The 25,203-nt window shown below is 61.6% G+C and carries 21 protein-coding genes; 6 read left to right on the top strand and 15 right to left on the bottom strand.

What is annotated here, in order from left to right:
• Nucleotides 1-171: 171 nt before the first annotated feature.
• The gene (locus tag MRX98_RS20460) at nt 172-954 is read left to right on the top strand and encodes a metal ABC transporter ATP-binding protein (protein WP_246914577.1); all 783 of its coding nucleotides are present in this window, start codon (nt 172-174) and stop codon (nt 952-954) included.
• Nucleotides 951-1,772: a metal ABC transporter permease gene (locus MRX98_RS20455; RefSeq protein ID WP_246914575.1), complete on the top strand. Its 822-nt coding sequence runs from the start codon at nt 951-953 to the stop codon at nt 1,770-1,772. Before MRX98_RS20460 ends, MRX98_RS20455 begins: the two co-directional genes overlap by 4 nt.
• Here MRX98_RS20455 and MRX98_RS20450 read toward each other — a convergent pair.
• Complete coding sequence (locus MRX98_RS20450; RefSeq protein ID WP_246914573.1) at nt 1,732-4,488, bottom strand: UPF0182 family membrane protein; 2,757 nt, start codon at nt 4,486-4,488, stop codon at nt 1,732-1,734. The genes MRX98_RS20455 and MRX98_RS20450 overlap by 41 nt on opposite strands.
• A 264-nt stretch (nt 4,489-4,752) precedes the next feature.
• The gene (der, locus tag MRX98_RS20445; protein ID WP_246914571.1) at nt 4,753-6,144 is read right to left on the bottom strand and encodes a ribosome biogenesis GTPase Der; all 1,392 of its coding nucleotides are present in this window, start codon (nt 6,142-6,144) and stop codon (nt 4,753-4,755) included.
• 209 nt (nt 6,145-6,353) lie between these two features.
• Between der and MRX98_RS20440 the strand changes: the two genes are divergently transcribed.
• Complete coding sequence (locus MRX98_RS20440; protein ID WP_246914569.1) at nt 6,354-7,208, top strand: aminotransferase class IV; 855 nt, start codon at nt 6,354-6,356, stop codon at nt 7,206-7,208.
• 6 nt (nt 7,209-7,214) lie between these two features.
• On the opposite strand, the gene MRX98_RS20435 is transcribed toward MRX98_RS20440, so the two are convergent.
• Both MRX98_RS20435 and MRX98_RS20430 read right to left on the bottom strand, forming a co-directional pair.
• Entirely contained in the window at nt 7,215-8,072 is an 858-nt protein-coding gene (locus MRX98_RS20435; protein WP_246914567.1) for an epoxyqueuosine reductase, read from the bottom strand.
• Nucleotides 8,073-8,124: 52 nt separating this feature from the next.
• Nucleotides 8,125-9,561, bottom strand: a complete 1,437-nt coding sequence (locus MRX98_RS20430) for an amidase (protein ID WP_246914565.1) — start codon at nt 9,559-9,561, stop codon at nt 8,125-8,127.
• Between the two features lie 453 nt (nt 9,562-10,014).
• Here MRX98_RS20430 and MRX98_RS20425 point away from each other — a divergent pair, with 453 nt between their 5' ends.
• From MRX98_RS20425 to MRX98_RS22115, 3 genes are all read left to right on the top strand, one after another.
• Nucleotides 10,015-10,692, top strand: a complete 678-nt coding sequence (locus tag MRX98_RS20425; RefSeq protein WP_246914563.1) for a superoxide dismutase — start codon at nt 10,015-10,017, stop codon at nt 10,690-10,692.
• A gap of 1 nt (nt 10,693) precedes the next feature.
• Nucleotides 10,694-12,685 (top strand): ATP-binding cassette domain-containing protein, encoded by a 1,992-nt coding sequence (locus MRX98_RS20420; protein WP_246914561.1) that lies wholly within the window; start codon nt 10,694-10,696, stop codon nt 12,683-12,685.
• A 272-nt stretch (nt 12,686-12,957) separates the two neighbouring features.
• Nucleotides 12,958-13,092, top strand: coding sequence for a hypothetical protein (locus tag MRX98_RS22115; protein ID WP_281432457.1), 135 nt, complete (start codon nt 12,958-12,960; stop codon nt 13,090-13,092).
• Between the two features lie 72 nt (nt 13,093-13,164).
• Here the strand turns inward: MRX98_RS22115 and MRX98_RS20415 are convergent, their stop codons facing one another.
• From MRX98_RS20415 to MRX98_RS20365, 11 genes are all read right to left on the bottom strand, one after another.
• Nucleotides 13,165-13,539 carry a cupin domain-containing protein gene (locus MRX98_RS20415; protein ID WP_246914559.1) on the bottom strand — a complete coding sequence of 125 codons (375 nt, stop codon included), beginning with the start codon at nt 13,537-13,539 and terminating at the stop codon, nt 13,165-13,167.
• A gap of 130 nt (nt 13,540-13,669) precedes the next feature.
• Complete coding sequence (gene gdhA / locus MRX98_RS20410; protein ID WP_425523904.1) at nt 13,670-15,016, bottom strand: NADP-specific glutamate dehydrogenase; 1,347 nt, start codon at nt 15,014-15,016, stop codon at nt 13,670-13,672.
• On the bottom strand, nt 15,016-15,588 hold the full coding sequence (locus MRX98_RS20405; RefSeq protein WP_246914555.1) for a hypothetical protein: 573 nt from the start codon (nt 15,586-15,588) through the stop codon (nt 15,016-15,018). The genes gdhA and MRX98_RS20405 overlap by 1 nt, the downstream gene beginning before the upstream one ends.
• 226 nt (nt 15,589-15,814) lie before the next feature.
• Nucleotides 15,815-17,263 carry a sigma-54-dependent transcriptional regulator gene (locus MRX98_RS20400; protein WP_246914584.1) on the bottom strand — a complete coding sequence of 483 codons (1,449 nt, stop codon included), beginning with the start codon at nt 17,261-17,263 and terminating at the stop codon, nt 15,815-15,817.
• A 5-nt stretch (nt 17,264-17,268) separates the two neighbouring features.
• Complete coding sequence (locus MRX98_RS20395; RefSeq protein ID WP_246914553.1) at nt 17,269-19,140, bottom strand: ATP-binding protein; 1,872 nt, start codon at nt 19,138-19,140, stop codon at nt 17,269-17,271.
• Nucleotides 19,141-19,269: 129 nt separating this feature from the next.
• Entirely contained in the window at nt 19,270-21,003 is a 1,734-nt protein-coding gene (locus MRX98_RS20390; RefSeq protein WP_246914551.1) for an acyl-CoA carboxylase subunit beta, read from the bottom strand.
• 217 nt (nt 21,004-21,220) lie between these two features.
• Nucleotides 21,221-21,613, bottom strand: coding sequence for a carboxymuconolactone decarboxylase family protein (locus tag MRX98_RS20385; protein WP_246914549.1), 393 nt, complete (start codon nt 21,611-21,613; stop codon nt 21,221-21,223).
• Between the two features lie 192 nt (nt 21,614-21,805).
• On the bottom strand, nt 21,806-22,543 hold the full coding sequence (locus MRX98_RS20380; protein ID WP_246914547.1) for an ABC transporter ATP-binding protein: 738 nt from the start codon (nt 22,541-22,543) through the stop codon (nt 21,806-21,808).
• Nucleotides 22,540-23,328, bottom strand: a complete 789-nt coding sequence (locus tag MRX98_RS20375) for an ABC transporter ATP-binding protein (protein WP_246914545.1) — start codon at nt 23,326-23,328, stop codon at nt 22,540-22,542. The genes MRX98_RS20380 and MRX98_RS20375 overlap by 4 nt, the downstream gene beginning before the upstream one ends.
• A 3-nt stretch (nt 23,329-23,331) precedes the next feature.
• Complete coding sequence (locus tag MRX98_RS20370) at nt 23,332-24,285, bottom strand: branched-chain amino acid ABC transporter permease (RefSeq protein ID WP_246914543.1); 954 nt, start codon at nt 24,283-24,285, stop codon at nt 23,332-23,334.
• A gap of 4 nt (nt 24,286-24,289) precedes the next feature.
• A complete protein-coding gene (locus MRX98_RS20365; protein WP_246914541.1) occupies nt 24,290-25,192 on the bottom strand; it encodes a branched-chain amino acid ABC transporter permease in 903 nt (300 codons plus the stop codon).
• Between the last annotated feature and the right edge of the window lie 11 nt (nt 25,193-25,203).

The following is a 25,203-nucleotide window of genomic DNA, read 5'->3' as shown; positions in this document are numbered from 1 at the left end:
TCCTTCAACTTAAAACTTAAAACTGTAAACTTAAAACTGCCCGCCCTGGCGGGCTGCGGGCGGCCACCCCTTGTGTTTTCGCCCGGCATATGCGACTTATGCGCCATGAAGCGCCGCATTCAAACCGCCCGACACGATTCGGGCTTTCCCCGTCAATCCATGTGAATCGCCATGGCCGATATCGTGATTGAAGCCCGACATCTCTTTTTTGCCTATAATGGGCAAAAGGTGTTGGAAGATGTGAGCTTTAAAATTCCGGCGGGCGATTTCGTGGCGGTGATCGGTCCCAACGGCGGCGGCAAGACCACTTTATTGAAACTGATGCTGGGATTGTTGACACCCACGCGGGGAGAGGTGCGGGTGTTCGGCCGGCCACCGCGGGAGGTGTCGCCCCGCGTGGGCTATGTGCCCCAACATGTGGAAACCCACCTGCATTTTCCCATCACCGTGCGGGATGTCGTCATGATGGGCCGTCTGCAGCCGGGATTGAAATGGCCCTGGCCGTCGCGCGCGGATCGGGCGGCGGCGGCGCAAGCCCTGGCGCGCATGGGCGTCGATCACTTGGCACAGCGGCGCATCAGCGATTTGTCCGGCGGGCAGCGGCAACGGGTATTTATCGCCCGCGCGTTGTGCGCCCGGCCCGAAATTCTGTTTCTCGACGAACCCACGGCGGGCATCGATCCCCAGGGCCAGGTGGATTTGTACTGCCTGCTGGAACAGCTCAATGCCGAATTGACCATCGTGCTGGTGAGCCACGACATGCTGGCGCTGTCGACCCACGTCAAGTCCGTGGCCTGCGTCAACCGGCGGCTGCACTACCACGACCATCCGGAATTGACCCACGATATGATGGAAACCATGTACCCGCATACGCCGGGCGAGGCGTGCCCGGTGGAGCTGGTGGCCCACGGCGTGCCCCACCGGGTGCTCAAGCCCCATGGAAACGATTCGTGATCGAGCTTCTGCAATTCGACTTCATGCGCAACGCCTTGCTGGCCGGCTTGCTGGTGAGCGTGATCTGCGGCGTGATGGGCACCCTGGCGGTGGCCAACCGCATGGTGTTTCTGGCAGGGGGCATCGCCCATGCGGCCTACGGCGGCATCGGCCTGGCTTTCCTGCTGCGCTGGCCCTATTTGCTGGGCACCTTGGGTTTCTCGCTGCTGGCGGCGTTGGTCATGGCGGCGGTCAGCTTGAACGCCAAGCACCGGGCCGATGCGGTGATCGGAGCGATCTGGGCGGTGGGCATGGCCTTGGGCATCGTGTTCATCGATCTCGCCCCCGGCTATCCGGTGGACCTGATAAGCTATCTGTTCGGCAGCATTCTGGCGGTACCGCGGGTGGATCTGTGGGTAATGCTGGGGGCGGGGCTGGTCATCGTCACGGTGGTGGCCTTCTATCATACCGACCTGCTGGCCCTCTCCTACGATGAAGCTTTCGCCCGCATCCGGCGCGTGCCGGTGCGGGCGCTCTACTTTTTGCTGGTGCTGCTGCTGGCCTTGACGGTGGTGCTCACCATCCGGGTGGTGGGCCTGATCCTGGTGATCGCCCTGCTGACGATCGCCCCCTTCATCGCCGAGCGGTTCGCAACCTCTTTACTCGGCATGATGATCTGGGCCGCCCTGCTCAACATCCTGTTCACGGCATGCGGGTTGGCCCTTTCAGTGCACTTCAATTTGACGGCAGGCGCCTGCATCATCTTGACGGCCGGCGCCTGCTTTCTGCTCTCCCTGTTTATCGGGCGTCCTCGCCCTGCTGCCGGCGCAACTGATTGAGCAACTCCTGCAACTGATTGGCCGCTTCATTGAGGGTCTTGCGAATCTCCTCGATCCCCTGCTCGATGCCCTGCACAATGGTGCCGGTCAACGTCTGCTCTGCGGCCGCTTCCTGATCCGTGGAAACCGGCGCTGCCACCGCCGGCAGTTCGCCGGAAAGGGCCAGAACGGCGTCATCCAGGGTCTGGTGCATGATCACCTGGCGCGAATCGGCCAGGATGATGCGCCGCAGCTCGGGGAAGTCCAGGGTTTCGGGTTTTAAAAACACCGGTTCGGCATAGAGGATGGCGTCGCCGATGGGGACCACCAGCAGGATGCCCCGGGACACTTCCGAACCCACCTGCCCCCAGAGGGTGAACTGTTCGGAGATGACGGCATCGTTGTCGATACGCGCCTCCACCTGGTTGGGGCCGTCCACGTGGCGACCCGAGGGGAAGCGAAAAAGCATCTTCTGCCCATAGTGCGCACCGTCGCTGCGGGCGGCGATCCAGCCCACCAGGTTGTGGCGATTGGCCGGGGTGAAGGGCTGGATCAGCAGAAACTCCTCCTTCTCCTCGCCCGGCAGGCGCGCCACGATGTAGTAAGGACGCAGCGCCTCGGTGCGGCCGAAGGAGGTCTGCACCGGAATCGACCATTGATCTTCCTTGTTATAGAAAACCGTGGGATCTTCCATGTGGTATTGCAGCAGCATCTCGGTCTGCACGGTGAACAGGTCCTGGGGATAGCGCACGTGGGGCTTCAGGTAGTCCGGCATCTCCGCCATGGGCTTGAACAGTTCGGGGAAGATGGACTGGTAGGTGCGAATCATCGGATCATCGGGGTCCGCCACGTAGTAGTCGATGGTGCCGTGATAGGCATCCACCACCGCCTTGACGCTGTTGCGAATATAGTTGAAGCGGTTTTGATAGGGGGTGGCGTAAGGATAGCGCCGGGTAACGGTGTATGCGTCCTGAATCCAGTACAGCCGGCCGTCGGCCACCACGGGGTAGGCCTCCCGGTCGCGCATCAGAAAGGGGGTCACGGCGGCGAAGCGCTCGGGAATGGTGCGGCGGTATTGGATACGACTGTCGGCGGTCACTTCACCGGAAATCAGGATGTTGATGTCCATGAATTTGATGGCATAGATCAGGCGGCGGAAGAAGCTGCTCATTTGCACGCCCCCCCGGCCCTCGTAATTCACATAGACCGGCCCGTCGGGTCCGGGATAGTTGAACTCCTGCATCCCGCTGCGGACAACCAGAAAATCGAGGCTTTTCAGCCCGTAGTAAATGTCGGGACGCTCCAGGGCGATTTTGCCCCGGGGCGGCACGTCCTTGATGAAGAAACCGGGCCGTCCGCCGCTGTCCACCTCGGTCACCGGTGTCATTGCAACGCCATAGCCGTGGGTGAACTGCAAATGGCGGTTGACCCAGCGCTGGGCCTCGGCGGGCAGTTTTTCGGCCGACAGCTCGCGGGTGGCCAGCATCACCTGCCGCAACTCACCCTCCACCATGTAGCGGTCGGTGCTCATGGCCATGAAGTCATAGTACAAACGGAAGAATTGGATCTGGTTGTAGCTTTGCAGCAACGGCCCCTCGTCCCACAAACGGATGTTCTGGATGGTGCCCTGGTTGTCGGCCACGGTGCGGGCATCCACTGCGCCCTCGGCCGGGTGGCTGCGGGATGCGATATCGGTTAAGCCGTAGGCGCTGCGGGTCAAGGCGATATTGTGGGCCAGGTAGGTCTCTTCGCGGGCCAGCTCGCTGGGCTCGACATGCAAACGCTGCACCGCGGCGGGCAGCAGAGTGCCGGCCAGTATGGTCAGGGCGATCCAGCCGCCAATGCCGTAGGCCAGGATGCGCGGGTTGCGGAAACGGCCCTGAAACAGCAACAGCACCCCGCAGGCCAGCGCCAAGAAAGTGAGAAAGGTGCGCGCCGGCAAGGTGAAGTGATGATCGGTGAAGCCCATGCCATGCACCGCGCCGGTGGGCGAATAGAGCAGATCGTAGCGCCCCAGCCAGTGCCCCACGGCCAGCAGCACGAAGATGACACTACCCAGCAGGGCCAGGTGGGTCCGCAAGCGTGCACTCAACTCGAAGCGCTCGCCGCGCAAAGCGTTAGCGAGGTAGGTCACCACCACCACGCCGATGGCCACCACCACCAGGGTGCCCAGCAGCCAAGCGCGCAAAAAGCCGATGGCGGGCAGGGTGAACACATAAAAGGAAAAATCCCGGTTAAAAATGGGATCGGTCTGATCAAAAGGCACGGCGTTGAAGAAGCGCAGAAAAAGCTCCCACTCCGCCGCCAGGCGAGTGGCCATGAAGACGGCGCCCAAAACGGCGGCCACCCACCCCAGCCACATCAGCAGGCTGCGGGCGATCTTGTAGGCCGACGCCGGCATGTCGGGGCCGCCGAAAGGCAAGGTTTGCGGTATGCCGCGGTACACCGCAAGCAGATTGGGGGCCGCCACCAGCAGAAACACCGCGAACCCCAGGGCAAAGAGCCAAATCCGGGTGCCCATCACCTTCAACAGCACCGTTTGCAGGTCCAGATTGCCGAACCACAACCAATCCCGGTAAAAGGAGACGGCCCAGCTCAGCAAGGTGATCAACACCAACACGACCACGCCCAGGCCGATCCATTTGGCCAAGCGGGATATGCTGGAAAAGTCCAGGTCCTCGGGCCGGAAGGGCGGCATCTGTCCCCTGGGGGGGCCACCTTGGGTGTAATTTTGCATCGGTCACTCCTCGATCGTTTTGGGGGGGAATCATGGCTTGCCGGGCCGCGCCGAACCTTACCGGACCGGCCCCTGATACAAATGCCCGTCGGCGCTTTATGCGCGAAGGCGGGCATGGTGCGACATGTCGATGTATCATCGGCGCCATTTATCGCATATTCCGTTGGGTTGGTCAAATCGGGGAGCGTTTGCGGGTTGGGTGAGTTAATTGTGTTTATTGGGTTGGTTGGGTTGGTTGGGCTTTTTGGGTTGGAGTTGTGGCGCTTAGCGCTTCTTTCTACGCGTCTTTTTGGATTTGGGTTTTTGTTTGTTCTTCTTCCAATTGGCGAAGTCGATTTTGCCGGTGCGTTGGCGGAAGATGAGGCGCAGGGGGGTCTGGTCCAGACCGGTCTGCAGGCGGATCTGGTTGAGCAGAAAGCGATGATAGGAGAAGTGAACCGCCTCGGGATGATTGACGAAAGTGACGAAGGTGGGCGGCCGTTCGCTGACCTGGGTGGTGTAGTAGAATTTGAGCCGGCGGCCCTTGTGCATGGACGGCTCGTTGCGCTGAACGGCTTCGGTGACAATGCGATTGATGACGCCGGTGCCGATGCGGGTGGTGTACTGGGCGAAAACGCTGTCGATGAGTGGAAAGATCTTGGCCACTCGCTGCCCGGTCAGGGCCGATACGGTCAATACCGGCGCGTGGGGCAGAAAACGGGCCGATTCGCGCAATTCCCGCGTGAACTGGTGGGGGGTCAGTGTACGGGCGTCCACCAGATCCCACTTATTGGCCACGAAAACAGCCCCGCAGCCGCGGTCGTGAGCATAACCCGCCACCCGGATGTCCTGCTCGGTAACCCCCTGTTCGGCGTCCAGCACGATCAGGGCCACGTCGCAGGCCTCCAGGCTCTTGAGGGCCTTGATGATGGAAAACTTCTCCAGCTTCAGATCCACCTTGGCCTTGCGCCGGATGCCGGCGGTGTCGATGAAGCGGTAGGCGCGCCCCTGGCGCTGCAGCAGGGTGTCCACGGCGTCGCGGGTGGTGCCGGCCACCTCGCTGACCACCATCCGCTCCTGGCCCAACAAGCGATTGATCAGGGAGGATTTGCCCGCGTTGGGCCGTCCGACCACCGCCACCCGGACCGCCTCGGGATCGATCTGCTCGGGGGCGGGTTGCGGTGCGGGCAAGGCCGCCACCAAATCATCCAGAAAGTCGGGCACGCCGTAACCGTGCTCGGCCGAAAGGCTGTATAATGGTTCCAGCCCCAGGGCGTAGAAGTCGTGCAGCAACTCCTCCTGGGCCGGTCCGTCGATTTTATTGACCACATAGAAGACGGGCTGATCTGCACTGCGCAGCCGGAGGGTCAGGTCACGGTCGAAGGGCGAGAGCCCCTGGCGGCCGTCGAGCACCATCACCACGGCGTCCGATTCGGCCACCGCCTGCTCGACCTGGCGCCGGATGTGGGGGGCGAAGGGATCGTCGTCGCCGCTGAGAAAGCCGCCGGTGTCCACCACCAGAAAGGGCCGTTCGTCCCACACCGCTTCGCCGTAGAGCCGGTCGCGGGTGACCCCCGGCAGGTTGTCCACGATGGCCTCCCGGCGGCGGACGATGCGATTGAACAGGGTCGATTTGCCCACATTGGGACGACCGATGATGGCGACAACGGGTTTCATGGGTAAGGCATTCCACCAATTAGAGGGTTGACCGATGGATCGGCGCCCCTGCTATAACGGTTTGCCGGAACGGATGTCAAATTATAATGGTGCCCATCCAAGGGATGGGGTCCAACCACGGTCGACCCCGAATGCTTGCCATCGGGTCGGGGCCGCCTTAAATTGCCTCTGTTGATCGCTGTATCTCAGTTGCCGCGGAGGAAATGGATATGCCGGAGCTTGCTTATTTGAACGGTGAGATCATGCCCCTTGACCAGGCACGGGTGCCGGTCGAGGACCGGGGGTACCAGTTCGGAGATGCCGCTTATGAGTTCGTGGCCGCCGTGAACGGGCGGCTGTTCGCCGTGGAGGCCCACCTGGACCGGCTGGAAAGAACATTGCTGGCCCTTGCCTTTCCGCCCTTGGACCGCAACCGTATCCGCGAGGCCATTTTCACCCTGCATCAGCGGGCAGGCATTGCCCGTGCCGGCATCTACATTCAGATCTCGCGGGGCGTGGCGCCGCGCAGCCACGCTTTTCCGGAAAAGACGGTGCCCCAGGTCTTGATGACCGTGCGCCCGGTCCCGCCGACACCGCCGGAACACTTGACCCGGGGCATCGCCGCCATCACGCTGGCCGATCAGCGCTGGGGACGATGCGACATCAAAACCGTGCAATTGCTGGCCAACGTGATGTCCAAACAACGCGCCTTGGACAGCGGGGCTTATGATGCCATCTTTATCGGCCCGGACGGTACGGTGCGGGAAGGCACCTCCTCCAACCTTTTCATCCGCAGCGGTCAGCGGCTGCACACCCATCCCCTGACCACCGAGATTCTGCCGGGCATCACCCGCGCCGTTCTGCTGGACATCTGCCGCCGGGAGGGCATCGAGGTGCTGGAGCGACGTTTCGACCGCCAGGAGATGCTGGCCGCTGACGAGGTGGTGCTCACCGGCACGGTCACCGAAGTGCTGCCGGTCACCCGCATTGACGGGCATGTCATCGGCGTCGGCCGTCCCGGCCCCATGGCGGCCCGGCTGCGCGCCTGGCTCGAAGCGCTGGCGGCGGACCCCGACGGTCCTTGAAAATCGTCAATCCTTGGCTTTGGGAATGCCCGACTCACAGGGGACACCTGTCTGGCACAAGCCGCAGCCGTACCCCTTGAAACCGAATTGTTCGGCAACATAGGCGGCGGTCTTAATCACATGCTGCATGCACAACTGCTTGTCTTTGCCGGCCGGGGTGATGGCGCCGGCGGGGCAGCGGGAGATGCATTTTTTGCAAATGCCGTGGCTGTAATAGAGGCAGTAGGCGTGGTGATCGGTGTAAGGCCGTGGCGTCGCCGGCAACCGCAGTTCGGCCACCACCGAGCCCACGCGCATGGCCTTGCCCACAGGGGTGATCAGGCCGTCGCACAAGCCGAAGGTACCCAAACCGCAGGCATAGGCGGCGTGCCGCTCGGACCAGGTGGATGAGAAACCGTATTTGGCGGAGATGCGGCGACTGAACTGGGGCGCCAGCACGGGCGCCACCGCCCGGACCCCCTGCTCCGCCAGGGCCGCCACAAGGTGCCGCCGCAGTGCTTCGTTCACTTTTTCGCCGAAAATGCGCGCCCGGGCCCATCGTTCGGCGGGAAAGGTGTCCTCGCGGCGATTATCCCGCTTGGTGGCCTCGGTCTGGGGCAGGATGTAGCTGATCACGCTCAGGTTTTCCGGCCGCACACCCGGATCGCGAAAGGTGATGGCGAACAGCTCCCAGGGCGTGATGAAAAAAGGCCCCACGTGTTCCTTGAAATCTTCGAACAGGGGATCATCCCCCTCGGCAAAGCCCACCAGCGGCGGGCCGAAAGCCTTCTCTTGCGCCGCGTTCTGCAAGCTGTTCTCCGGTGAGTGGGCGATGAAATCCGCCACCACCTTGCGCACCCAATTACCGTCGATCACCCATGGCATGTCTGATTCCCTCCCGGCTCCGTTTCCGATCATCGATCCGGATGCGATTGCGTCATCCCGGCAGATCCCCGGGGTGTCGATCCTTCCAGGGGCGGGCCTGCTCCAGTTGCCCGGCCAGGCGCAACAGCAGCGCTTCGTCGCCGAAACGTCCCGCGAATTGCAGCCCCACGGGCAGTCCCTCCGGCGTCCAATACAGCGGCACGGACATGGCCGGCTGACCCGTGGCATTGAACAGGTTGGTGAAGCCGAAGAAGCGGTAGAGGTTCTTGACGTAGGCGCGCACGTCGGCAGAATGGGTATTCAAAAACCCCAGCGGTACCGGCGGCTGCAACAACACCGGACTCAACAGCATATCGTAAGCCTGAAAAAAACGCGCCACCTTGCGCCCGGTTTGATGCACCACCCGCACCGCATCCACGTAAGCCGGGGCGCCGATCTCCCGGCCCGCCTCGGCCGCACGCCAGGTGACGTGCTCCACGTCCGCTTCGGTCACTTCCCGGCCCAGCACCTTGGCGCCGGCCGCCACCATGGCCGCCGTGTTGGTGTTGATAATGGTGACCGCAGCCTCCTGGAACGGCTCGTAGGCAAAGGCCGGCGCCGCCGCCTCCACCGTGTGGCCCAGTTCGGCGCAGAGCCGGGCCGCATCCGCCACCGCATCCACGCAGATCGGATCCACCGCCGCGCCGCTGGGTGGGGTGGTGGTAAAGGCGATACGCAGTTTACCCGGATCCCGCCCCACTTCATCCAGAAACGGGCCTGCCACCGGCGGTGCCCAGTAAGGATCGCCCAAGGAGGGGCCGGCCGCCACGTCCAGGAAGGCGGCACTGTCGCGCACCGTGCGGCTGACCACATGATCGGTGCTCATGCCGTTCCACCCTTCGCCCACATCGGGCCCCGACGGAATCCTTGCCCGGGTGGGCTTGAGGCCGAACAGCCCGCAACAGGCGGCCGGGATGCGGATCGAGCCGCCGCCGTCGGAGGCGTGGGCCGCCGGTACCATGCCCGCCGCCACCGCCGCCGCGGCCCCGCCGCTGGACCCGCCGGTGGTTCGTTCCCGGTTCCAGGGATTGCGGCAGGGACCGTACAAAGCAGGCTCGGTGGTGATCGTGATGCCGAACTCGGGTGTATTGGTCTTGCCGAAAATCACCAGTCCGGCCTGGCGATAACGCGCCACCACCGTGCTGTCGTGGCCGGCAACCAACCCGGTGAACAGCCGGCTGCCGAAGGTGGTCGGATAACCCTTGTACAACAACCCCAGGTCCTTGAGCAGGAACGGCACGCCCCGCAGCAACCCATCCGGCAAGCCTTCGCGGATGGAGCGGCGCGCCTCGTCGTACATGGGCATCACCACCGCATTCAAATGCGGATTCAAGTCCTCCACCCGCGATATGGCCGACGCCAGCAGCTCTTCCGGTGTTGTTTGCCCCTGCCGCACCAATTCCGCCAAGCCGACGGCATCATAGGTTTCATAACCTTTCAACCCAACCATTGCGCGCTCCTTTCACCGTCTGGAAAAAATCAAAAAGGTCGCCTCGCCCGCCATCGGCGCCGGTGCACCCATGTTAAAGGGATATCAGCCATCGGCCGGGGAAGCAAACAGGTTTTTGGCCGATGGGGCCACGAGGCGCGGGTGGCACAGGCAACTGTTTGCCGGTGCCACCCCCGACACCCTCGAAACACCATATAGCCCCACTCTTTCCTCGGGCGCCGTGGGACAACTGCTCCACCCAATCAAAAAAAGACAAAATTGCAAAAACATCCAATCGCCAAAATACCTTCAACTTAAAACTTAACACTTAACACTTAACACTGCCCGCAGTGCGCTTCGGGACAATTGCGCCCAGTTGACTTTTAAGTCCACATATTGCCATATGGACAGCTTCGGTCTTCCGGCTTATTTTCCCCTCGAATGCCGCAACCATGCGGCGGAATTGGAGGCACCATGAGAAAATGGATATCCTTGACGGCGCTGCTGTTGCTGGCGCTGTCGGCCTGCGGCAAGGGCCCGGCCCCCGATTGGGGATTCGATGCCCTTCCCTACGCGTTCGACGCCCTGGAGCCGCACATCGATGCCAAAACCATGGAGATCCACTACAGCCGCCACCACAAGGCTTACTACGACAATCTGCGCACGGCCATCAAAGGCACCCCCCTGGCCGCCAAAACCCTGGCAGAGATCCTCGCCCAGGCCGGACAGTGGCCCGATGCCGTACGCCACAATGCCGGCGGCCATTACAACCATGCCTTTTTCTGGCAGGTGATGTCGCCCGACGGCGGCGGCGCACCCCAAGGCCCACTGGCGCGACAGATCGAGGCGACCTATGGCGGCTTCAAAAAATTTCAAGCCGATTTCAAAAACGCGGCCCTGTCCCGTTTCGGCAGCGGGTGGGTGTGGTTGAACGCCACCTCCGACGGGGCCCTTTTCATCTCGACCACCGCCAACCAGGACAACCCCCTGATGGACACGGCCGAACGCAACGGCACGCCGATACTGGCCCTTGATCTATGGGAGCATGCCTACTACCTCCAGTACCAGGACAAGCGCGCCGCCTACATCGATGCCTTCTGGGAGGTGGTGGATTGGTCTGCGGCAACCGCCCGCTACGAGGCGCTGCGCTAACATGGCCTTGATCGGCATGCGCGATGTGCGCTGGGGGTTCGGCGAGCCGGCCTTGCTGGACGGCATCAGCTTCACCATAGAAAAGGGCGAGCGGATCGGGTTGTTGGGGCGCAACGGTGTGGGCAAATCGAGCCTGCTGCGGCTGCTGCAGCGGCGGATCCAGCCCGACAGCGGCGAAATCATCGTCCAGCAGGGTGTCCGCGTAGCCGCCTTGGAACAAGAGGTGCCGACGGTCAGCGATGGCACTCTGTTCGAAGTGGTGGCACGTGGACTGGGGCCTTTGGGCGAAGCCCTGGCCCGGTTCCACCACCTCAGCCGGGCCGCGGAGCAGGGATCGAACCAAGGGCCCGCAGGGGACGGCCTGGAACGGTTGCGGCTGCAACTGGGCGTGCTGGCAGAAACATGGGGCAGCGAGGAACCCGCAGGGGACGGCCTGGAACGGTTGCGGCTGCAACTGGACAGGGAAGGGGGCTGGCAGCTGCAACAGGAGATTGAAACCGTGCTCTCGCGCACCGAACTCGATCCGCAGCGTCCCTTCGCCGACCTGTCGGCGGGCATGAAGCGCCGTGCGCTGTTCGCCCGCGCTCTGGCCCTGGACCCCGATCTGCTGCTGCTGGACGAGCCGACCAACCACCTGGATATCGACACCATTGTCTGGCTCGAATCGTTTTTGCTGCGTCACGTGCCGACCCTGATGTTCGTCACCCATGACCGGGCCTTCCTGGAACGCATCGCCACGCGCATCATGGAGTTGGATCGCGGTCGGCTGACCGCCTATGCCTGCGACTATCGCACCTATCTGCAGCGGCGCGAAGCCGCGATGGCGGTGGAAGAGGAGCAGCAACGGCAGTTCGACAAAAAGCTGGCCCGGGAAGAGGCCTGGATTCGCCAGGGTGTCAAGGCACGCCGCACGCGCAACGAAGGCCGGGTGCGGCAGCTACAGGCGCTGCGCGAGTCCTTTCGCCGGCGCCGCGCCGATGTGGGCCAAGCCAACCTGGTGTTGCAGGAGGCCGAACGCAGCGGCAAACTGGTCATCCGGGCCGAGGGGTTGACCCATGGGTACGGCGCAGCGCCCATCGTGCGCGATTTTTCCGCCACCATCGTGCGCGGTGACAAAATCGGCATCATCGGCCCCAACGGGGTGGGTAAAACCACCTTGATCCGACTGCTGCTCGGCAACCTGACGCCGGACAGCGGCACGGTGCGCCACGGCACGCGCCTGCAGCCGGCCTATTTCGATCAGCTGCGCGACCAACTGGACTTGCAGAAAACCGTGGTGCAAAACATCGCCGCGGACAACGACCACATTGTCTTCAATGGCCGCAAACGGCACGTGATCGGTTATTTACAGGATTTCCTGTTCGACCCCGAGCGCTGCCGCACCCCCGTGCACGTGCTTTCAGGAGGTGAGCGCAACCGATTGCTGCTGGCCAAATTGTTCACCCAGCCGGCCAACTTGCTGGTGCTGGACGAACCGACCAACGATCTGGACGCCGAGACCCTGGCGCTGCTCGAAGAGCTGCTGTTCGCCTTCGACGGCACTTTGCTGTTGGTCAGCCATGACCGCTGTTTTCTCAACCAGGTGGTCACCAGCACCATGGTGTTCGAGGGAGCGGGTCGGGTGGTGCAATATGCCGGCGGTTACGACGATTGGCTCAGCCAGCGCCCCCCGGCGGCAGCGGCGCCACCACCGCAAAGCAAACCAAGCCCGCCGCGACGACCGCAACGGCCCGCCAAATCCAAAGGATTGACCTTTTCCCAGGAGCATGAGCGCAAGACGCTGCCGGCAGAAATCGAAGCCCTGGAAGCGGAACAACAAGCGCTGCAAGCGGTCATGGCCGACCCCGATTTTTACAAACAGGACCGGGAAACGATTGTGTCCCAGCAGCGCCGGCTGGAAGGGATCGAGGCCCGGATCGCCGCCGCCTATCAACGATGGGAAACCCTCGAAGCATTGGCGCAGGATTCCTGCTACCACCATCGCAACGACTGACACCCTGGCAAACATGCCGACATCCCCTGCGGCCGCCCCCTGAACGATGTGATCCAAAATACAAATACATTTCGGTAGGTTGTGATTTTTTATCGCACGGCACGACACTTGCTTTGCATGAAGATGGCGCGTCTTCGTGGCAACAAGTCTTCAACCTTCCGACAATGGGCCCGAGCGAAGGGCTCGGAAAGGAGCGGCCGATGATCGCATCGCCATGCCGAAATTGCCCGAATCGAGATCTTCCCAAGAATCAATGCCTGCGGACTTGCCCCGTGATCCGGCGCTTGCAGGGCATGCAGCTGGCCGGCGATTGGGAGGATGTGCGCACCGCCAGGGATTATTCGGAGGTCAGCCTGTTCAACATCTGTCCTCCCGACGGTCGTTTCTCGGAATATGCCTATGCTTGAGCAGCATGCTTGGCAGTGCCCGTTGGCGCCCCTGACATTTGCCGCCGGCAGGGGCTGGGGGCCCGCGGTACATCATCCGGTTTCCAGAGCGACGTAGGCCGTCTGCCGGAAGGGCGGCACGCATACGGCGTAAAAAATCAGATCGGTGGACCCGTGATTGGCGATGCGCTGCGGGGTGTCGGCGGGGATACGCACCACATCGCCCGCGCTGACGGTCACCGGCGGGGCTTGCCGGCCGATCTGGACGCGGCCGGTGCCGCTGACGATGATGTACCGTTCGCTGATACCGTCGAGTTGATGCCAGGCGGTGGTGACACCCGGTGCCACCCGGGCGCGGGCGATGGAGATTTGGGGGTCGCCGGCATCATTGGCCACTTCCTGAATGAAGCAACGTTCCGCGGTGTAAAACTCGACGGACTGTCCGCTGAATTTGATTTCGGCCTTCATGGAACAACTCCAATTGCATCGTTGCAGACCCGAGTGTGCCCCAATCGGTCGCGACATGCAACAAAAGGCCCGCACAAAAAAGGACAATCATTTTGCGCGGGCCCTCTTTGTCACTGCACCTGCCGGTTGGTTACACCACCCCGAAGGCATGCATGGCCTTGGCCACCTTGATGAAACCGGCGATGTTGGCGCCGGCCACGTAATCGCCCTTGCATCCGTAAGCCTCGGCGGCGTTCAAACATGCTTCGTGAATACTCTTCATGATCAAGAGCAGGCGGTTGTCCACTTCTTCGCGGGTCCAGGAAAGCTTGAGGCTGTTCTGGCTCATCTCCAGGCCGGAGGTGGCCACGCCGCCGGCGTTGGCGGCCTTGCCCGGGCCGTACAGCAGCTTGTGCTCCTGGAACAGTTCCACCGCCTCGGGCGTGGACGGCATATTGGCACCCTCGGCCACCAGAATGCAGCCGTTCTTGATCAGCGCGGCGGCATGGTCGGCGTCCAGCTCGTTCTGGGTGGCGCAAGGCAGGGCGATGTCCACCTTGATGCCCTGATCGCGGATCACGTCCCAGACACTGGCGCCCTGGTAGCATTCGGTGCCGTACTTATCGGCGTATTCGGCAATGCGGCCGCGCCGGATGTTCTTCAGGTCCATCAGGAAGCAGCACTTCTGCTCGTCGATGCCCGCCTCGTCAACGATAGTGGCATTGGAGTCGCAAGCGGTGATGACGCGGCCGCCCATCTCGTTGACCTTTTCGATGGCATACTGGGCCACGTTACCCGACCCGCTCACGGCCACCACCTTGTCCTGGAAGTCCAGGCCCCGGGTGGCCAACATCTCGGCGGCGAAATAGACCGTCCCGTAACCCGTGGCTTCCGGGCGGATGAGGCTGCCGCCGTACTCCAACCCCTTGCCGGTCAACACGCCGGTGTGTTCGTTGCGGATCTTTTTGTAATAGCCGAACATGTACCCCACCTCGCGGCCGCCCACGCCGATGTCGCCCGCGGGCACGTCGGTCTCGGGGCCGATGTGGCGGAACAGCTCCCGCATGAACGCCTGACAAAACCGCATGATCTCGCCGTCGGATTTGCCTTTGGGATCGAAGTCCGAGCCCCCCTTGCCGCCGCCCATGGGCAGGGTGGTGAGGGCGTTCTTGAAAATCTGTTCGAAACCCAGAAACTTGATGATACTCAGATTGACGGAGGGATGGAAACGAAGGCCGCCCTTGAAGGGGCCGATGGCGTTGTTGAACTGTACGCGAAAGCCGCGGTTGACCTTTACATTGCCCTGGTCGTCGACCCATGGTACGCGAAACAGCACCGCCCGCTCCGGCTCGACAATGCGTTGGTAAATGCCGGCCTTGACCAGTTCGGGGTGGCGCTCGGCGGTGGGTTCGAGGGTTTCCATCACCTCGGTAACCGCCTGATGGAACTCTTTTTGATCCGGATCCAGTTGCTTGACTCGGGCGATGACATCCTTGATTACCGACACGTTTTGACCTCCTTGTGCTGTTTCTGCATCTGTTCTTCGAAAACGGTATAATCCCCATCCTTGCGGATGGTGTAAATCCTGCCGAGGGTTGGCATCCGCGACCCGGCAACGCGCTTGCGGCGGAAGAAGGCAAAGTCCTCGAGCCCCACACCGTCCTTGCCCAGAAACTCCTGTTTGAGTTCCGCCAAGCTGTCGAAACCGCTGCCGAAAAATTTGAGCTTGGAGAAATAGGGTTGGGCGCTGCGGCCATCCACCAGGACGGCCAAGTGCTCGGGAAAAGCGGGATCCCCGAAAACCGCAAGATACTGCTCGTCCGATGCGTCGATGCGATAGTCGTCGGGAATCGCCTCCGGCGGCACTTCCTCAAAATGCGCTTTCAAGTATGTGCCCGCTTCGGCGGCTTCGATGTCGTCAAAGGACATCAGATCCGGGCAGTCGAAAAAGCCCAGGACATACAAGGCGATGCTGTAATTGCTGATATGTTCGTAGATGGGATGTTCGCGATCACACATCCGGGACACTTCATCGATTCTTTCCAGAATCTGCAGCCCTTCGTGATCCATGTTGTCCCCCTTTCGCCGGGTTGATGGTCAAATGCGTAATCGATGCCAACGGCGCTGCATTGTGCCGTTGACAAGTTAAGAGCAAAGGTGGTGCCAAGATCGATAAAATGCGGGAGAAATTGTATCCATTTGATTTTTTTTCAATGTTCCGACTTGAACGGCCAAGATAGGGTGGCTTGCAAAGCCGATGACTGTTCAAACTTTGAGCAGGGCTGGTGGTGAGGGATCAGGCGGAGGTGTCGGGAGCGGCGCTCTTTTCGCGGTGGCGTTTGAGCCGGTGGCGCAGGGTGTTGCGGCTGATGCCGAGCATGCGGGCGGCTTGCACCTGGTTGTTGTCGCAGGCCTCCAGCGCCTTCAGGATCAGGAGCTCCTCGACCATTTCGATGATGTTGGCGTGGGCGCCGCTCTTGGATAGACGTAGGATGGCCGGGATCAACTGCTCCAATTGGTTGCGCAAGTGTTCGACCAGCTGCGCCGTGTCCGCGGCCGTGCCTTGGGCCCCATCGGTGGTCTGCAAGGCCAGATGTTCCTCGGTGATGATGTCGCCGGCACAAAGCAGTATGGACCGGCGCATGCAATTCTCCAGTTCGCGCACGTTGCCGGGCCAATCATGGTTTTCGAGGCGGGCCATGGCGGATGGGGCGAGGGTTGCCACCGGTTTGGCGTATTCGGCGCTGAATCGGGCCAGGAAGTAATCCACCAGGGCGGAAATGTCCTCGCTGCGCCGCCGCAGGGGCGGCAACTGGATGGTAATGACCTTGAGGCGGTAATAGAGGTCCTCCCGAAACCGACCGGCCTGCACCTCTCGGGCCAGGTCTTTGTTGGTGGCGGCGATGATCCGCACATCGACCCGGATGGTCTCGCGGCCGCCCAGCCGCTCGAAATCACCGTCCTGCAAAACCCGCAGCAATTTGGCCTGCATGGCCAGAGACATGTCGCCGATCTCGTCCAGAAAACAGGTGCCGCCGTCGCAGCGCTCCAGTTTACCGATGCAGGTGCGCTCGGCGCCGCTGAAAGCGCCGCGCTCGTAACCGAACAGTTCGCTTTCGATCAGGTTTTCGGGAATGGCGGCACAGTTGATGGCCAGAAAGGTCCGGTCCCTACGTCGGCTGTGGTGATAGATGGCCCGGGCCACCAACTCTTTACCGGTTCCGCTTTCGCCGCCGATGAGCACCGCCACATCGGTTTCGGCCACCTGTCCGATCCGTTTGTACACCTCCTGCATGGGCTTGCTCTGGCCGACGATCCGAAGACCCGTGGCGGCGGCATCGGCGGCCGGCGTTCCCGGCAGCCGCACCACTTGTTTCATCCGGGCATTGAGCTGCAGCGCTTCGCTGACAATACGGCTCAATTCCTGGCGCTCGAAGGGTTTGACCAGGTAGTCATAGGCGCCGCGCTTCATGGCCTCGATGGCGGTGTCGGTGCTGCCGTAGGCGGTCATGAAAATGACCGGTGTTTTCACCTGTTGCGCTTTGATGCGTTTCAGGGTGTCGAGCCCGTTGAGGCCGGGCATTTTGTAATCGAGCAATATCAGATCGAAGGTCTCGGCGGCGATCCGTTCCAAGGCAAGGTTGCCGGTGGCGCAGGCGGTGACCGCATACCCCTTGCGTTTGAAAAAGCGGCTCAGGAAGTGAATCAATCCTTCATCATCGTCGATCAGCAGAATCTTGTCCATGGGTCTCACACACCAAATCCGTTTGCGCCATGGGCACCGGCCGGCAGGTAGATGGAAAAGACGGTTCCCGGCCCGTCGTTGCGATGGGACACTTCGATTTGCCCGCCATGCCGTTTGACGGTGTGGTGCACCAGGGGCAGCCCCAGACCGGTGCCCGACGATTTGGTGGTGAAAAAGGGCTCGAACAGCAGGGGCATGTGATCGTCGCGGATCCCCTCACCATTGTCGATCACGTCGATACGCACCCGGGGTCTCCGGTGGCGATCATCCGGAGAAGGGTCCAAAGCGGCGCTGATGGTGATGCGCCCCGCACCCTCCTCCGTCATGGCCTCCAGGGAGTTGATCAACAGGTTGACCAGTGCCTCTTCCAAAAACCGTTTGTCGCCGACAATGGGTGGCAGCGCTTCCGCGGCTCGGACCTCCAGGGTACAATCCTGCTTGTTGGCCATGGGGCGCACCATGAAGGCCACCTCCGCCACCAGCCGATCCACGGCAATGGGGACCACCACCAAATCCTGGGGTTTGGTGAAGTCCAGCAAGCGGTTGACGGCGGCTTCGATGCGTTTGATCTGGCCCATGGCCACGGTGTAATCCTCTTCATATTCCGCCGAGATGCCGATCTCCGCCTGTACCGATTCAAGAAAGAGCTTGATGGAGGTCAGCGGGGTGCGGATCTCATGGGCCAGCGCAGCGCCCAAACGGCCGATGGCGGCGAATTTCTCCGAGCGTTCGGCGATCAGCTTGATCTGCCGCAGGGTGAGGTCGGTCTCCTTGAGTTCGGCCTCCTTCAAGGTAACCTCCTGCTCCAGGCTGTCCTGCCGCTGCCGCACCTTCAGGGCCATGTTTTCGAAGGCCCGGCACAGGATCCCGATCTCGTCCCGGCGGGCCGTGTCGGTCGGTGGCAGCGCCGGCTTGTCCCCGGCATCGGCCAGTCGATCGGCGGACCGGGCCAGGGTGCGAATCGGCCGGATCACATGACGGGCGATGACCCAAGTGAGCAAAAAAGCACTGCTGATGCACAGCAGCACGGTGCCGTACAAATAGCGCCGCAGGGTGTTCACGCTGGAAAAAGCCTCGTCCCGGTCCTGCTCGACCACCAGGAACCAGTCGGTGCCGACCACCTGCTGAAACCGGCCCAGGACGGCCACGCCGCGGTAATCCAGGTAGGTCTGCTTGCGGTCGCTCAAGGCGAAGATGTTCTTGAAGGTTTCCGATTGGGCAATGTTCTCCTTCATTATACGGTAGGGTTCCTTGTGCACCAGAAAGGTGCCGTCCTTGTCCACCAGGTAGCACTCGCCCGTGGCCCCCAGGGAAATATTGAGAATGGAGTCGATGATTTTGCGGGTGCCCACGGTGCCGTAGACGGCGCCGATGACGGTCCCGTCGTGGTGAATGGGCGCGACGATCTGGAACGTGGACTCCTCTTCCTCCGGCAAATAGGCGATACCGGACATGTGCAGGTTCTGGGGCGCTGGACCGACAACATCGCCTGGCGCGGCGCCCGCCGCCGGCGGGGCCGAGTGGGTGCTGTAAACCAGGGCGCCTTCGGCATCGGTCACCGAAAGTACTTTATAGACGCCATATTTTTCCTGGATGCGGTGCAAGTAGGGCGCCATTTGCAGCGGATCAAGGGACACCACCAAGGCGGTGCCGGCGATCACCTGCATGTCGGCCCGCCGCTCGCTGAGCCATCGCTCCAGCAATCCGGCACGATCCACGGCGGCATTCTCCAGTTGCCGCAGCACCAGATCGACGATGATCCGCTCGGTGGTCCGAATGGCGTAGGTGCCGATCAGCCCCAAGGGCACCAGGGCCAGTACCAGGAAAAGCAGCGCCAGCTTCGTCTTGAGGGTGAAAAAGGTTGGTTTGGCTCCCAAACTGAACGCTCCGGGCCGATGCCGGCCGTATTCAGGGCCGCGATGGTTTGTGGCACCCGGTCAACACCCGGGGCGCGTGCCGGCAGCACACACCCCGGGCCATCGGTTTCATGAGCGGTGACTCTGGTACTACCCTTTGATCACCCGCGGCAACAGCATCTGGTGGTGTGGGCAGATCGACTTGGGATTCTGGTAGGCCGCGCCGGCGAAGGCCCGCAGGTACTTGCGCAGATCGGTCATCCTGGCGATCTCGTCCACCAGACCCATCTTGGCGCAGTAAACGGGCCGGGAGTTGTCGTAGTACTCCTTGACCATCTGGTTCATCTTCTCGATGACGGGCTGCAGCGGTCGCCCATCCTTCTTTTCCTTGACCAAGCGGCGGGAGAAACTGGCCGCCGCGGCGGTCTCGCCGTGCATCACGTAAATCTCGGTGGTGGCGGTGCCCAGGGTGAAGGCGTTGTGGCGATTGGCGGTGGGGCCTCCCATCACGTAGTGCGCCGCAGCGGTGCCTTTGCGCAGCACCACCAGCATCATGGGTACATCGGTCTGTTGAATGGAGTAAATCAGGGATTGGCCCAGCCCGAGCAGTTCGGCCTTTTCGGCGATATCCCCCACATCGATGCCGGAAGTGTCCTGAAACCAGATGATGGGCACCCGGTCACGCCCGCAGAGCGTGACGAATTCGTTCATCTTGATCAAGCCCTGCCGGTAAAGCTTGCCGCCCATACCCGGATATTCGGCATACTCGGGGTAGTCTTCTCCCAGCCATCCCTGGCGGTTACCGATGACCCCCACCAGGAAGCCGTCCATTTTCACCAGGCCGGTGTACATCTCGGGTCCGTAGCCGGGCCTGAACTCCATGTGCTCGCTGCCGTCGACCAATCGGGCCAGTACTTCGTCGAAGTCGTAGATCTGCTTCTGATTGAAGGGCACCAATGTGTAGAGATCCTCGGCGTCGAACATCGGCTTGACGGGGTCGGCCACCCGGAAAAAGCGCGGGTTGTAAGCCGGCATGTCGCGCATGTACTCCTTGACGCCGTCGAGCACATCGGTTTCGGTTTCGTATTTGTAGCGGAAAAAGCCGGTTGCATCATAGTGAACGTCCACGCTGCCCGGTGGTTTGACCTTGAACTGTTGGGCGGCGGAAATCAACTGCTCCGCGCCTTCTTCGTCAAAATAACCCTTGGGCGACATGCCGCTGAGAATACCGCCGCCACCCACGGCAATATTGCAGTCCTTGTGGGCGAAAAGCACGGTGGGACTGATGCCCTGGTACCCGCCGCCGGCCGGGTTGGTACCGTAGATGGCGGCCAGCACGGGGATGCCCAGTTCGTTGAGTTCGGCGTGCCGGAAAAAGGGTGTGCCGCTGCCCCGCCGACCGGCGTAAAATTTTTCCTGCTCGGTGAGCTTGACGCCGGAGCAGTTGACCAGCCACACCAAGGGAATGTTGAGTCGTTTGGAGAGATCCGTCGCCCGCAAAACGTTCTCGGACTGGCCCGGCAGCCAGGCACCGGCCATGACCTTGTTGTCGAAGCCGATGATCACGGCCCATTTACCGGCGATCTTGCCCAACCCGTCGATGACATTGTTGGTGCCTTCCACATTGTCTTCGGGGTTGAACAGCGTGTGCAGCGGACACCAGGTGCCTTCGTCCACCAGGTACTGCAACCGTTGAAAAACGGTCAACTGGCCGCGGGCATTGATCTTCTCGGTGGGAAACCCGGCGTTTTTGACCTGCTCCACCGCTTCGTCCACTTGCGTTTCGACCTGCTTGAGTTGCCCGACATTGTCCTGTCCGCTTTTGACCTGCCCCGGGTTCAGGGCCCGTCCGAATGTGGTCATCTTCTTGAAGTAGGGTCTCATGATGTCATCTCCGATCGACCGTTGCCCGCCGAACACACCGCAGTGCATGCGGCAGAAGCGTTAATTTTGAAGCGCGTCGTGTCAAGTTGTCGCAAAGGGTGCGGCCCATCATTTTGTTGCTTTTGGCCGCCGCCCCCGTCATGAAGGTATCGCACCAACCAACACGACCGGAAGACGCACCCATGGCGCCACTTGAAACGTCCCGCTTGATTCAGCATCACTTTTCGATGGGCCACATGCCCTTTTCCTGCAGTACTTCCCTGAATACCTTCAACGCAAGGTTGACGGTGGGGATACCGGCATAGGTGAACGTCTGGAAGATCGCTTCGGCGATTTGCCGCGGTGGGCAACCCACATTGAGGGCGGCGAGAATGTGCAACTTCAACTCTTCGCCGCGCCCCAGGACGGTGAGTACCGCCACGGTGATCAACTGACGCGTGGGGTGATCGACCTTTTCCCGACCATACATCCGGCCGGTTATGAACAAGGAGAGCTGTTTGCCCAACTCCGGATCGAAAGAGCGCCAGAGATCAAAGGGTTTTTCTTCTGTGACGCCCTCGAAATAGAGCGCCGCCACTTCCTGCGTTCGCGCACGCACATCCTCATCCACGATACGGATCTCCCTTAAAAAATAAATTATCTTCACCTGCGGGCACAAAAAAAAAGACCCGCCCCACCGATCTTCTCCACTTGCGACAAGCGGTTCCGGCAAGGACTCCCGCGCATCCCGCACCCGCTATCATCGCCGGCATTGCACCGGCCGTTTCTTCCCTTCCACCCGCTGGCCTGACACGGCCTGTGTTCAACCGATCCCCAGATAGGCACGTTTGACCTTGGGATCGTCCGCCAACTGCCGCGCCGGTCCTTCGAGCACCACGCGACCGGTCTCCAACACATAGGCATAGTCCGCGACCTGCAGTGCGGCCCGGGCGTTCTGCTCCACCAGCAAGATGGTGGTGCCGCCGGCGTGGAGCTGTTCAATGGTACGAAATATATCCCGCACAATCAAGGGGGCCAGCCCCATGGAGGGCTCGTCGAGCAGCAGCAGGGTGGGCCGCGCCATCAGCGCGCGGGCAATGGCCAGCATTTGTTGCTCCCCGCCCGAAAGGGTGCCGGCGATCTGTCCGGCCCGCTTGGCGAGAACGGGGAACATGGTATAAACGGCCTCTTTGCCCTCGTCGATCAATTGCCGCTTGCGTTGCCTGTGAAACAGGTAAGCCCCCAATTCGATGTTGTCCGCCACACTCATGTGGGCGAATATCTGGCGACCTTCGGCCACTTGGGACAAGCCAAGGGACACGATGCGGTCGGCCGCCAAACGGGTGATCTCACGGCCGTTGAATACAATTCGACCCCTTGTGGCCCGATTCATACCGGAAACCGCCTTGAGCAGGGTGGTCTTGCCGGCGCCGTTGGCGCCGATGATGGACACTACCTGCCCCGCTGTTACCGCCAGGGAAACCCCCTTGATGGCGGTGATGGGGCCGTATCCGGCGGTCAGCTGTTCGATCGCCAGCAAGGGCGCTGCGGTTTTGCTCATAGGCCGCTCCCATCTCCCAGGTAGGCCTCGATGACCCGCGGATCGTTCTGGATTTCGGTGGGCACGCCGTCGGCGATCCGGGCACCGTAGTTGAGCACCATGATTTCGTCCGAGATGTTCATGATCACCTTCATGTCGTGCTCTACCAGCAGGACGGTGATCCCCCGCTCTTTGATGGCCGCGATAAGGCGGGCGGCGGTTTCCGATTCCGTTTCGTTGAGCCCGGCGGCCGGTTCGTCCAGGCACACCAATGCCGGATCGGTGGCCAATGCACGGCCGATCTCCAGAAGCTTCTGCTCTCCCAGGGGCAGGCTGCCGGCCATATGGTGACTTTTATCGGCCAGGCCGATGAAAGCCAGCAGCTCCATGGCCTCTTGCGCCACTCGTCGCTCCTGGCGCCGCATACCCGGCAAACCCAGTCCACAACGCCAGAAGGCGGTGCCGATGCGCAGATGGCGACCGGTCATGATGTTTTCCAGCACCGTCATATTGGAAAACAGCTCGACGGTCTGAAAGGTGCGTGAGATGCCGAGGGCGGCGATCTGATGAGGTTTGCAGCCGCTGATCACCCGATCCTTGAAACGCACCTCCCCTTCGGTGGGTGCCAGATGTCCGGTGATGATATTGAACAGGGTGGTTTTGCCCGCTCCGTTGGGGCCGATGATGGCCTTGATGGTGCCTTTGCGCACCTGCAGGTGGATGTCCATCAAAGCGGTCAGCCCGCCGAAGGCCATTACCAGATCGGTCGTTTCCAAAAGGGTTTCGCCTGCCCGCGCCTGCGCCACAATCTATCTCCGTATCCGCTCCGTTACCATCTTCGGCAAACCGGCCAGCCCCTTGGGAAAGAAGATGGTGACCACCAACAGCACAAGACCGTACACCACGATTTCCCACTCGCCGAAATGGTGCAGCCACTCGAAACTCAAAAAAGCGATCAGAATGGCACCGACCATGGCGCCCCATATGCTGTGCATGCCCCCCAGGGCGATCATCAGAATCAATTGGATCGAAAAAAAGAGATCGAAGGTGCCGGGGTTGATAAAGTTCATGAAGTGGGCGTACAAGCTGCCGCCCAGGGCGGCCATAACCGCTGCGATGACGAACACCGTCACCTTGTACCGGGCGATGGGAATGCCCATAGCGCCGGCGGCCGCTTCGCTGGTGTGAATGGCCCGCAAGGCGCGTCCCACAGGGGATTGCAGCAGGTTGGCGCTGAACACAAAGGCACCCGCGACCACCGCCCACACCAGATAGTAGTATTTGACGATGGCATCGAAGTGGAACCCGAAGAGCGACAGCATGGGAATTCCGATAAGGCCGTCCGGTCCGCCGGTCCAGCGCACCTCTTCGCGGAAAACGATGTTCACGATGATGCCGAAGGCCAGGGTGGCCATGGCCAGGTAGTGGCCTTGAAGCTTGAGGGCCGGCGTACCGATGGCCAGGGCCACCAGGGCGGCCAACAACGCCCCGGCCAGAATGCACAACCAGGGATTGAGGCCGAAGTGGACGGTCAACACTCCCGAGGTGTAAGCGCCGATTCCGTAGAAGGCGGCGTGGCCCAAGGAGATTTGACCGGCATAGCCCATCAACAGGCTCAAGCCGATGGTCAGCAGACAGTAAATGCCGGCGAACACCATCAGCAATGGATAGTGCTCCAAAGCCGGCACGCGCCCCATGATCAAGGGCAACACGGCGATGGCGACGGCACCGACGGCCATGGGGGGTTTGTGGATCCGCAGCATTGGACTAAACCCTCTTGGACCGGGCGGCGGCCATGCCCCCCAGAATACCGCTGGGGCGTAAAAACAGCACCAGCAACAGGACGATCAGCGCATAGGCATCCTTGTAGCCGGACAAAAGCAGCCCGGCGCCGTAGGATTCGATCAACCCCAGGATGATGCCGCCCAGGATGGCACCCGGGAAACTGCCCAGACCACCGAGGATGGCGGCGGCAAACCCCTTGATGGCGAGCATGGCCCCGCGGTCGTAATCCATCAACGCAATGGGGGTCAAGGTGATACCGGCCACAGCGCCGATGGCCGCCGAAACGGCAAAAGCGAGCAACACCATCTGTTGGGTGTTGATGCCGACCAGGCGGGCGGCGGCGCCATTGTCGGAACAGGCCCGCATGGCTTTGCCCAGAATGGTGCGATTGAAAAAAAGGGCCAGCAAGACGGTTACCAGTACCATGAAGCCGATGACCCACAGGTATTGGGACTGGATCACCAGTCCGCCCAGCAGGATGGGTTCGCGGCCGGAAAAGGCCGGCAGGTCGTAGGGGTTCTTGCCCCAAATGAGCATGGCCAAGCCCTTGAAGATCATGGAAGCCGCCACTGTGGCGATGATCAGGGACATCACGGTGGGTTGGCGCACGGGTCGAATGGCCAGTCGATCCAGGAGCATCCCGACCACCGTCACCGTGGCCACGGTGGCGGCGAAGGCCGCCACCAGCGGCAATCCCAGGGCGACATGCAAAGAGACCATGATCAGCCCCCCCAACATGACGAACTCCCCCTGGGCCAGGTTGAGCACCTCGGTGACATTGTAGATGATGTTGAATCCGATGGCCACCATGGCGTAGATGGAACCGATGGTCAGTCCGGTCACCATGAATTGCAACAGTTGTTGGGTGAGGGTGAAGGATTCCATGCCGCCTTTTC

This window comes from Desulfatitalea alkaliphila (assembly GCF_022968795.1).
In the GTDB taxonomy this organism is placed as follows: domain Bacteria; phylum Desulfobacterota; class Desulfobacteria; order Desulfobacterales; family Desulfosarcinaceae; genus Desulfatitalea; species Desulfatitalea alkaliphila.
This window is presented reverse-complemented; position numbering and strand designations above follow the sequence as displayed.